Below are 9,182 nucleotides of genomic sequence, written 5' to 3'. Positions count from 1 at the left end.
CTTCGCGGATCAGCGCGTCGCGCTCCTTGGCGCCACGCGCCAGCAGGGCCGGGTCTATGTCGTTGGGATAGAGGACGTTCTGGCTCTTCTTGAGGAAATGCCGGCCCTCCGAGATCAGGTCGAAGATGCGGACATGGGTGATGTCGGCGAAGGCCGGCAGCTCGTCCCTGGCGGCCAGATAGGCCGGCGCGTAGCGGCGCATATAGCCGACGAACAGGGTCTTGTCGTAACTCGGCATCAGCGCCAGCAGATCGTCGATCTCGCGCACCGTCAGACAGGCAGGCTTTTCCAGCAGGATATGTTTGTTGGCAGCAATCGCCGCGTGCACGAAGCGGCTGTGGGTGTCGTCGGATGACAGCACGAACACCGCGTCGATGTCGGGTGACGCTATTAGCGCCTCGGCCGTCTCGAAGGTTCTTGCCGTCGGGTGTTGCGAGGTGCACAGCGCCACCAGGCTGGGCGACACGTCGTACACGCCCGCGATCACCCAGCGCTCGCGCTGATCGCTCAGCACCGGCAGATGGATCGACTGGGCGACCTCTCCAAGACCTATAAGTCCGACACGAATTGGTGCCACCGGCAAACTCCCTTTGATTTCAAGTCTGATGCTGCAGGACTATGCCGCGCCGGTGACCAGCGCGACGAGCTCGTTGCCTGATGTCTCCGAGGCGCGCACAGTCGCCGCCATCTTTCCCGCCCGCATCACCCAGATCTGGTCGGACAGGCGGCGGACCTGATCGAAATTGTGGCTGACCAGGATGACTGAGACCGACTGCTCGCGCAGGCGCCGGATCAGCGCCTCGACATTGGCCGTCTCCTGCACGCCAAGCGCTGCCGTCGGTTCGTCCATCACCACCAGCTTGGCGCCGGAGCCGACAGCGCGGCAGATCGAGATCGCCTGCCGCTGGCCGCCCGACAGGCGCCGCACACGCTGGTTGATCGACGGCACGTTGATCGACAGGCGCGACAGCATGGAACGGGCCTCGCGTTTCATCGCCTTGCGGTCGAGGAAAGCGAAGGGACCGATGCGGCGCACGATCTCGCGGTTGAGGAACAGGTTCTGTGCGACCGTCAGTTCGTCGATCAGCGCCAGGTTCTGGTGCACGGTCTCGATGCCGGCCTTGCGCGCCTCGTCGGGATTGGCGAAGGGCCGCGCCCGGCCGTCGAAGAACAGATTGCCGGCGTCGGGCTGATGCACGCCGACCAGGCTGCGGACCAGCGTCGACTTGCCGGCGCCATTGTCGCCGATCACGGCGGTGACCTCGCCGCGGCGGGCCTGGAAGGCGACGTCGGTGAAGGCGCGGATGCCGCCGAAATGCTTGCTCAGCCCTTCGCAGGCGATGATCGCCTCAGCGGCGGGGATGTGATGGGGAGCGCTCATTTCTGATACCGCATGATCAGCGCCGCCAGCACCACGATGGCTCCCACGGCAAGCGGTTGGTAGAAAGCCGACACATTGAGCAAGGTCAGGCCATTGACGAGTGCCGTGAGCATCAGCGCGCCGATGGCGGGCCCAAGAATGCTGGCGCGGCCGCCGAACAGGCTGACGCCGCCCAGCACCACCGCCGCCACCGAATTCAAGAGCAGGCTGGTGTTGATCTGCGGTTCGGCCGAGCCGATGCGGGCGACCAGGAGAATGGCCGCGATGCCGGCGCAGAGACCGGAAATCGTATAGGCGGCGATCTTGACCCGGTTGGTGCGGATGCCGAGCGCGCCGGCACTTTCGGCCTGGCCCCCGGTGGCCAGCAGATGCACGCCGAAGCGCGTGTGGTAGAGCGCGATATGGGCGACGATGACGGCTGCGATCGCCACCCATACGGGATAGCCGAACGGTCCGAACGAGCCGGAAGCGAGCCTGAGCAGGAAGGTCGAGCCGACCATGGTCGGTTCACCGCCCGACAGGATGAGGCCAAGGCCAGTGATGCCCGACAGCGTGCCGAGCGTCACCACGAAATCGGGGATTTTGCCTGCTGTGATGATCAGCCCGTTGAGGAAGCCCACCGCGCTGGTGGCGAGAATCGCGAGCACGCAGGCGATGAAGATGCCGTGGCCGGCGGCATTGACGAGGCCGAGGATGATGGCGCCGAGCATGACGGCTGCCGCCAACGACAGATCGATGCCCGAGGTGGCGATGACGAAGGTCTGGCCGATCGACAGCACGACCAGGATCGCAGCCGCCAGCAGCAGCGCCTGCAGATTGGCGACGCTGAGAAAGACCGGCTGGGCGATGCCGAAGACGATGACGAGGCCGACCAGGCCGACGACGGATGCCCAGTCGGCCCAGAAGGAGGGATCGAGGAGGAGAGCCGCCAGGGAGGGACGGCTCTCCTCCGCACCCGCCGAATCGGCGGCGGGCGCGTTGTCTGCAGGTGTGCTCACTTCAGCATCTCGCGGAAGGGATCGGGATAGTCGCCGCCGGGACGCGGAAAATTCTTTAGCGACGCTTCGGCATTGTCCTTGTTGATCAACAGCACAGGTGCCGGCACGTTGGCCGGCAGTTCCTTGCCCTTGGCCGCGACCGCACAGGCTTCGACGCCCATGGCGCCGACGACATAGGGGTATTGGGCGACGGTGGCGGTGAGTTCGCCTGATGCGATCGACTTCAGCGCATCGACAATGCCGTCTAGGCCGATCACCTTGACGTCCTTGCCCGACGTCCGCACGGCGCGCTCGACGCCAAGGGCCATGATGTCGTTGGCGGCGAAGAAGCCGGCGAGGTCCGGATGGGCGGCGAGGATATCGGTGGCGGCGGTCAACGCCTTTTCGCGATCCCAGTCAGCGCTGACCATCACCACGATTTCGAGCTTGCCTTCGACGGCCTGCCTGAAGCCCTTGATGCGGGCGTTGGAGCCGACATCGCCGACGATGCCGGCGACCAGCGCGACCTTGGAACCCTTAGGCACCAGCTTCAGCATCTCTTCGCCGGCCAGCACGCCTGCGGCGACGTTGTCGGTGCCGATATAGGTCGAGACGGCAAAGCCGGCGGCCTTGGCCTGCTCGGGGTCGATGGTCGAGTCGATGTTGACGATCGGCTTCTTCTTTTGGGCGACCGGCACCAGCGCCTGGACGAGGTTGGAGACGCTGATCGGGTTGACCAGGTAGCAATCGAAATCCTGCATGGCCATGGCGGTCAGGCGGTCGGCCTGGCCGGTGGCGTCACCCATGTTGGCGGCGGCCTGGACGCTGACACTGACGCCGTTGGCCTTGGCCTGCTCCTCGATGCCCTTCTGCATGGTCTGGAAGAATGGATTGTCGAGGCCTTTGACGATGGCCGCGACTTTCGCCGTATCCTCGGCCTGGGCGGGTGCCGAGACGATGGTTGCAAGCATGCCGGCGCCAAGCAGGCTCGTGCCGAGTTTCAGGCAATTGAACATGCGCATGGTTTTTCCTCCTCCTGATTGTTTATGGGCTGCATCAATGTCGCCGTCCGGCGACTGCAATGTCCGACGGCGCGCAAGCGACCCCGGCCCCTGGCGCGACGATCCGCCAACGGACTGCTGCCAGCCTGCGGATGTGCGGACTGCAGCCCCGGTTCGGGCGCTTTTCGATGTCAGGCATTGCTCCTCCCAGAGCGCCGGCCGATGCCATGCCGGCATTTGCGCATGTTTTATAAAAAATTGACACGCGTCAAGATTTAAAATGTGCGTAGCGATTTTTGATTGCGCGCCCTGCGGGCATGACTGTCCTGCCGGCATGCGCTACAACCAAGGCGCGAAAAAAACTGCCAGCCTAGGGAACCACTAGGGGGATGTCCGCGTTGGTCGCTACTTTTGTGCAGAGGGAGGTTTGGGGTGGGGCGTTTCGAAATCGTGGAAGAGCCAACGGGTACGTTTTCGATTTTCGACACCGTCACGGAATTGCCGGCAACGGCCAAAAGGGGGCGTGTGCATTGGGCTTTATCGGCACGAAGTGCCTCTGGCACTGCTTGCAGCGGTTGAAACGGTCCAGCCCGGCCATTTTTCGCTCCTGCCCTCATTGTCGGTGTTGAACGACTGGCGGGCTCATCGAGACGATCTGCTGGCATGAGCAAAGCTGCCCGATGTCGCATCAAAAATCATACGGTATGGGAAATCACGCCCTGTTGTCGAAAGCGGCGGTGAGGCATGGAAAGCAAGGGGAGGTTGCAGTGCGTTGGGAGGTGAAGCAATGTCTGATCAGGACGACCTGATCCGAGCTGCCATCGGACGGCTGCTCGCCGAGAAGACAGGCGCCGCCGTCATATCGATGAGAGAGAGCGTCACCGAGCTTCTGGCGCTGACCGGTGCCGCACTGGACGAAAGACTCCAAGACCTGCTGCTGGAAATGGCCGAAGTCCGCGGCATGATGGTCGCTCTCGACTTCTGAACATATCCGGCTGGGATGCCGCAGCATGGACCGGCAGCGCTTTCATCGCCGGCAGCCTCTAACCTTACTGCGTCCAATATCGGGCATCGCATTTTAGGCCGAAAGCGGACAGGCAGCTTTCCGCCCGATCGCCAGTATTGCCGGCATGTCGCGGATCGTCGCCGCGACAGCGCGCCTCGCCAAACCTTGGCTCTTTTTCCGACCCTCAAACGTCTTAGCTACAGTGAAGCTAAGGAGCAGGGTCGATGAGCCTCAGGAATAAAGAAATCGTGGTCACCGGTGGCAGCCGTGGGCTTGGCCTCGGATTGGTCGAGGCGCTGGTCGAACAGGGCGCCAGCGTGACCGTCGTTGCCCGTGGCGTCGAGGCGCTGGATGCGGTCGGTGCGCGGCTTGGGGTCGCCACTATCCGCGCCGACGTTGCGGAGGAGGGCGCGGCCTATCGCATTCTTAGCGAGGTTCGTCCTGACGTCGTGGTCCTGAATGCTGGTGCCACGCCCCGGATGGGCCGGTTGGACCAACTGAGCTGGGAAGATTTTTCAATCGCCTGGGAAACCGACGTCAAGGCCGGGCTATACTGGCTGCAGGCGGCGCTCAACCTGCCGCTCAAGCCGGGCAGCCGTGTTCTGGTGGGATCGAGCGGTGCCGCCGTCACCGGGTCGCAGTTGTCGGGGGGCTATGGCGGCGCCAAGCGCATGCTGTGGTTCATGGCGAAGTACGCCAATGGCGTTTCGCTGGAGAAGAAGCTCGGCATCCGCTTTCAGGCGATCGTGCCGCGGCAGATGATCCTCGGCACCGGAACAGGCGATGCGGCGGCCGGCGCCTATTCCGGATCCATGGGCATCACGCCCGAACAATTCGTCACCCGCTTCGGTGCGCCGATGCCGCCCCGGACCTTCGGCGACAGGGTGGTTTCCGTGCTGGAAGACCCGCAATATGCGGAGGGCATCGTCTTCGGCCTCAATGGCGACGCGGGCGTAACCGTGATGGAGGGGGCTGCGGCTTGAGCGAACGAGATCCTGCCGTGGACCGCGACCGACGGGAAGGGCTGCTTGCCCTTGCCGCCGCGATGCGGCCAGAGCTGCACCGCTATTGCGCGCGCCTGATGGGCTCGGTCATCGACGGCGAGGATGTCGTGCAGGACACGTTTGCGCGGGCCTTCGTTGCGCTGAATGAGCTGGGCGAGGTGCCGCAGCTCAGGCCCTGGCTGTTCCGCGTCGCCCACAACCGTGCGCTTGACCTGCTGCGCAGCCGCGCGATCCGCGCGGCGGAGCCTATCGAGGCGGCGCTTGAAATTGCCGACGACACCAAAGCCGACCCGGTGGAGACGCTGATGCGCAGGCAAGCTATACAGACCGCAGTGTCGCGCTTCGCGGAGCTTCCGCTGCTCCAGCGCAGCGTCGTCATCCTCAGAGATGTGCTCGACGAGCCGCTGGCCGAGATCGCTGCTTTGCTCGGCATCACGGTCGATGCGGTGAAAGGGCACTTGGCGCGCGGCCGCGCCCGGCTTAGGGAAGTCAGTGCGCAGGCCAGTTCGGCTCCCGATGCGCGTATCGCGTCGGCCGCCGTGGTCCGTTATGCGACCCTGTTCAACCAGCGGGATTGGGACGGCTTGCGCGCCCTGCTTGCCGACGACGTCAGGCTTCATCAGTCCCTGCATGCGCCGCGCTCGGGTGCGGCGGATGTCGGCGTGTTCTTCACGATCTACGCCAAAAGCGACCGCGTGTGGCTGACGCCGGCCTGGCTCGACGGCCGCGAGGTGATCGCTGTGTTCGAAAGCCATGCCGACCAGAAACCGCGTCATTTCATGTGGCTGGAGTGGCGAGAAGGTCAGATCAGCTTCATCCGCGACTATCGCTATGTCAGCTATGTTACCGACGATGCCGAGCTGGTGCTGGCCAAGGACGCCAGGTCCTTCGGTCGCGGCACCGGGCACTGAAGAGCGGGCGCGCATCTGACCATCATACGGGCGGTGCTGTTCCTGCCAAGGGGCCGATGCGGGGCTGGGCGTCACACCGCATGAGAATAACTTTGACGTGCCCACGCGTGGTACGCCCTTAACTCTGCTCGATCAGCGCGCGCGCCGCAGCTTTCCCTGCCGCAAGGATACGATCCGACAATTCCGTTCCCTCCACGGCACGGGCCAGCTGAAGCGTGCCAATGAGGGTCGCAAAGATAGCGAACGCAACGCCCTCCGGATCAGGAGTTTGCGGCGGCAGCTCTACCGACACCTGGTGCACCTGGGTCAGCAAACGCTCGGTATAAAGCTGACGCGTTTCGGGTGGCTCACGGGCGATTTCCGCCAGCAAGGCGGCAGAGGCGCAGCCCTTCCCGGGGTTATCCCGATGCGCCGCCGACAGATATGTGTCTATGGCCATTGCCAAGCCGCCGGAGGCCAATGCTTGCCGTATCTCGTCGGACTGATCCTCGAGAGCTGCAGCGACCGTTTCACGGACAAGCGCCGCCTTTGATTGAAAGTGGGGATAGAAAGCCCCGTTCGTCAGCCCGGCGTCGCCCATGATGGTTGCCAGTCCGGACGCCGCTATGCCGTTTTTCCGAAAGCGTTCCGCGGCGACCTCCAGGATCCGGCCGCGCGAGGCGTCCTTCCTGCCCTTTTCGTAGCGCATGGCTGCTATTCCTTTCTGCTATTGCATTATGATCATAATCTGATATTACGACTGTAATTTAACAGATGCAAAAAAGCTAGCCCCCATGAGTTTGGAGCACGAAATGAAAACGAATGCCGGAAAAACCGCTGTTGTGACCGGAGCCTCTTCGGGCATCGGCCGCGCCAGTGCCGAAGCCCTTGCGCGGGCCGGGTTCACCGTCTTCGGAACCAGCCGGCGCAAGGCCGGCAACGATCCGGACGGGGTGACCATGCTGATCTGCGACGTGACCGACAGTGAGGCCGTTGCCGCACTCGTTTCGACGGTGCTCTCGCAGACCGGCCGGATCGACCTCTTGGTCAATAATGCCGGGGTCGGCCAGCTTGGAGGCGCCGAGGAATTCTCGATTGCCCAGGTGCAGGCTCTGTTCGACGTCAATCTGTTCGGCGTCATCCGCATGACCAATGCGGTGCTGCCGTCGATGCGGCAGCGTGGCGAGGGGCACATCATCAATATCGGCTCTGTGCTGGGACTGGTGCCGGCGCCGTATTCAGCGCATTATTCGGCGGTCAAGCACGCGCTTGAGGGCTATTCGGAATCGCTCGACCACGAGGTTCGCGCCTTCAATATCCGCGTTTCGGTCATCGAGCCGGCATTCGTTCGTACTGTCTTCGACCAGAACGGGATCCAGCCGGATTCGCCGTTGCAGGAATACGATCAAGCCCGAGCTACGCTGGAAGCGCTGCTTCGCGACGTGATGCCTGTCGCCGACCGGCCGGAAGTGGTGGCGCAAGTGGTCGTCAAGGCAGCGACCGATGCCCGTCCGCAACGGCGCTACACCGCCGGCAAGGCTGCGCGCCAGGTCAGCCTGCTGCGTCGCTTTGCTCCCGCTGGGATATTCGACAAGAGCCTGCGGAAACAATTCCGCCTGCCCGTTTGAACGCAGCGAGCAGAGGATTTCACGCACATGCGACACACCAAAATCACTCTCAGAAAGTCACTGCCATGAAGGCATTCGTCGTCGACAAGTACAGCAAGAACGGCACTCTGCGGCTAGCCGAAATGCCGGAGCCGAAACTCGGGGACAGCGATGTCCTGGTCGAGGTCCACGCAGCGGCGGTGAACCTGCTCGATTCCAAGGTCAAAACCGGAGAGTTCAAGCTGATCCTGCCCTATCGCCGGCCCTTCATCCTGGGTCACGACGTGGCCGGGAGGGTTGTGCGCGTGGGATCGAAAGTCCGCAAATTCAAACTCGGCGACGACGTCTATGCGCGGCCGCGCGATGGCCGGATCGGAACGTTCGCCGAGTTCATAGCCATGGATGAAGCCGACGTGGCCCTGAAACCCGGGAACCTCAGCATGGAGGAGGCGGCCTCGATCCCGCTGGTCGGCCTGACCGCCTGGCAGGCGCTCGTCGAAAGGGCCAAGCTGAAGAAGGGACAGAAGGTCTTCATTCAAGCTGGTTCCGGCGGCGTGGGGACATTCGCCATCCAACTGGCAAAGCATCTCGGCGCGACCATTGCGACCACCGCCAGCGCGGCGAGTGCCGGTCTGGTCAAGGGGCTCGGCGCCGATATCGTCGTCGACTACAGGAAAGACGATTTCGAGAAAGTCCTTTCGGGCTACGACGTCGTCTTGAACAGCCAGGACGCCAAGACACTTGAAAAATCACTGAATGTGCTGAAACCGGGTGGCAAGCTCATCTCCATCTCCGGCCCACCGGATCCCGACTTCGCCAGGGAGAAGGGACTGAACGTGGTGCTGAGGCTGGTGCTTCGCCTGCTGAGCCGCGGTATTCGAGCGAAAGCCAAGCGCCGTGGCGTGACGTTCTCGTTCCTTTTCATGTGGGCGCAGGGCGAGCAGCTGAGCAAGATCGCATCGCTCATCGAATCCGGCGCGATCCGCCCGGTCGTCGACCGGATATTTCCCTTCGAGGCGACCAATGAGGCGCTGGCCTATGTCGAAACAGGACGCGCCAAGGGCAAGGTCGTCATCAAGGTCAGATAGCAACTCAGCCGCGATCGAGGTCAGCCGCGCCGGGCTGCGTCGATCGCCGCGACGTCGATCTTCGTCATCTCCATCATCGCATCAAAGGCGCGTTTGGCTTCCTCGCCGCCGGCCGCCATGGCCTCGGTCAGCGTGCGCGGCGTGATTTGCCAGGACACGCCCCATTTGTCCTTGCACCAGCCGCACACGCTCTCCTGGCCGCCATTGCCGACGATGGCATTCCAGTAG

The 9,182-nt window shown here is 63.4% G+C and carries 11 protein-coding genes; 5 read left to right on the top strand and 6 right to left on the bottom strand.

Going from position 1 to position 9,182, the window contains the following annotated elements:
• From EN991_RS12210 to EN991_RS12195, 4 genes are all read right to left on the bottom strand, one after another.
• Window positions 1–577, bottom strand: a 577-nt coding sequence (locus EN991_RS12210) for a Gfo/Idh/MocA family oxidoreductase (RefSeq protein WP_164769001.1), incomplete at its 3' end; no start/stop codon positions are given.
• A gap of 39 nt (window positions 578–616) precedes the next feature.
• The gene (locus EN991_RS12205; RefSeq protein WP_127368838.1) at window positions 617–1,381 is read right to left on the bottom strand and encodes an ATP-binding cassette domain-containing protein; all 765 of its coding nucleotides are present in this window, start codon (window positions 1,379–1,381) and stop codon (window positions 617–619) included.
• Window positions 1,378–2,379, bottom strand: a complete 1,002-nt coding sequence (locus tag EN991_RS12200; RefSeq protein ID WP_127368837.1) for an ABC transporter permease — start codon at window positions 2,377–2,379, stop codon at window positions 1,378–1,380. Before EN991_RS12200 ends, EN991_RS12205 begins: the two co-directional genes overlap by 4 nt.
• Window positions 2,376–3,380: a substrate-binding domain-containing protein gene (locus EN991_RS12195; RefSeq protein WP_013530507.1), complete on the bottom strand. Its 1,005-nt coding sequence runs from the start codon at window positions 3,378–3,380 to the stop codon at window positions 2,376–2,378. Before EN991_RS12195 ends, EN991_RS12200 begins: the two co-directional genes overlap by 4 nt.
• 766 nt (window positions 3,381–4,146) lie before the next feature.
• On the opposite strand from EN991_RS12195, the gene EN991_RS12185 reads away from it, so the two are divergent.
• The 3 genes from EN991_RS12185 to EN991_RS12175 all read left to right on the top strand — a co-directional run bounded on the left by EN991_RS12185 (window position 4,147) and on the right by EN991_RS12175 (window position 6,280).
• On the top strand, window positions 4,147–4,344 hold the full coding sequence (locus EN991_RS12185; RefSeq protein ID WP_013530509.1) for a hypothetical protein: 198 nt from the start codon (window positions 4,147–4,149) through the stop codon (window positions 4,342–4,344).
• Window positions 4,345–4,589: 245 nt separating this feature from the next.
• A complete protein-coding gene (locus EN991_RS12180) occupies window positions 4,590–5,348 on the top strand; it encodes an SDR family oxidoreductase (RefSeq protein WP_063168676.1) in 759 nt (252 codons plus the stop codon).
• A 62-nt stretch (window positions 5,349–5,410) separates the two neighbouring features.
• Window positions 5,411–6,280 carry a sigma-70 family RNA polymerase sigma factor gene (locus tag EN991_RS12175; protein WP_245460951.1) on the top strand — a complete coding sequence of 290 codons (870 nt, stop codon included), beginning with the start codon at window positions 5,411–5,413 and terminating at the stop codon, window positions 6,278–6,280.
• Between the two features lie 118 nt (window positions 6,281–6,398).
• On the opposite strand, the gene EN991_RS12170 is transcribed toward EN991_RS12175, so the two are convergent.
• Entirely contained in the window at window positions 6,399–6,968 is a 570-nt protein-coding gene (locus EN991_RS12170) for a TetR/AcrR family transcriptional regulator (protein ID WP_013530512.1), read from the bottom strand.
• A gap of 103 nt (window positions 6,969–7,071) precedes the next feature.
• On the opposite strand from EN991_RS12170, the gene EN991_RS12165 reads away from it, so the two are divergent.
• Window positions 7,072–7,887, top strand: a complete 816-nt coding sequence (locus EN991_RS12165; RefSeq protein ID WP_127368836.1) for an oxidoreductase — start codon at window positions 7,072–7,074, stop codon at window positions 7,885–7,887.
• Window positions 7,888–7,952: 65 nt separating this feature from the next.
• A complete protein-coding gene (locus EN991_RS12160; protein ID WP_127368835.1) occupies window positions 7,953–8,954 on the top strand; it encodes an NADP-dependent oxidoreductase in 1,002 nt (333 codons plus the stop codon).
• A gap of 20 nt (window positions 8,955–8,974) precedes the next feature.
• On the opposite strand, the gene EN991_RS12155 is transcribed toward EN991_RS12160, so the two are convergent.
• Window positions 8,975–9,182, bottom strand: a 208-nt coding sequence (locus EN991_RS12155) for a VOC family protein (protein ID WP_206519197.1), incomplete at its 5' end; no start/stop codon positions are given.

The organism is Mesorhizobium sp. M7A.F.Ca.US.005.03.2.1 (assembly GCF_003997795.1).
In the GTDB taxonomy this organism is placed as follows: Bacteria; Pseudomonadota; Alphaproteobacteria; order Rhizobiales; family Rhizobiaceae; genus Mesorhizobium; species Mesorhizobium ciceri.
This window is presented reverse-complemented; position numbering and strand designations above follow the sequence as displayed.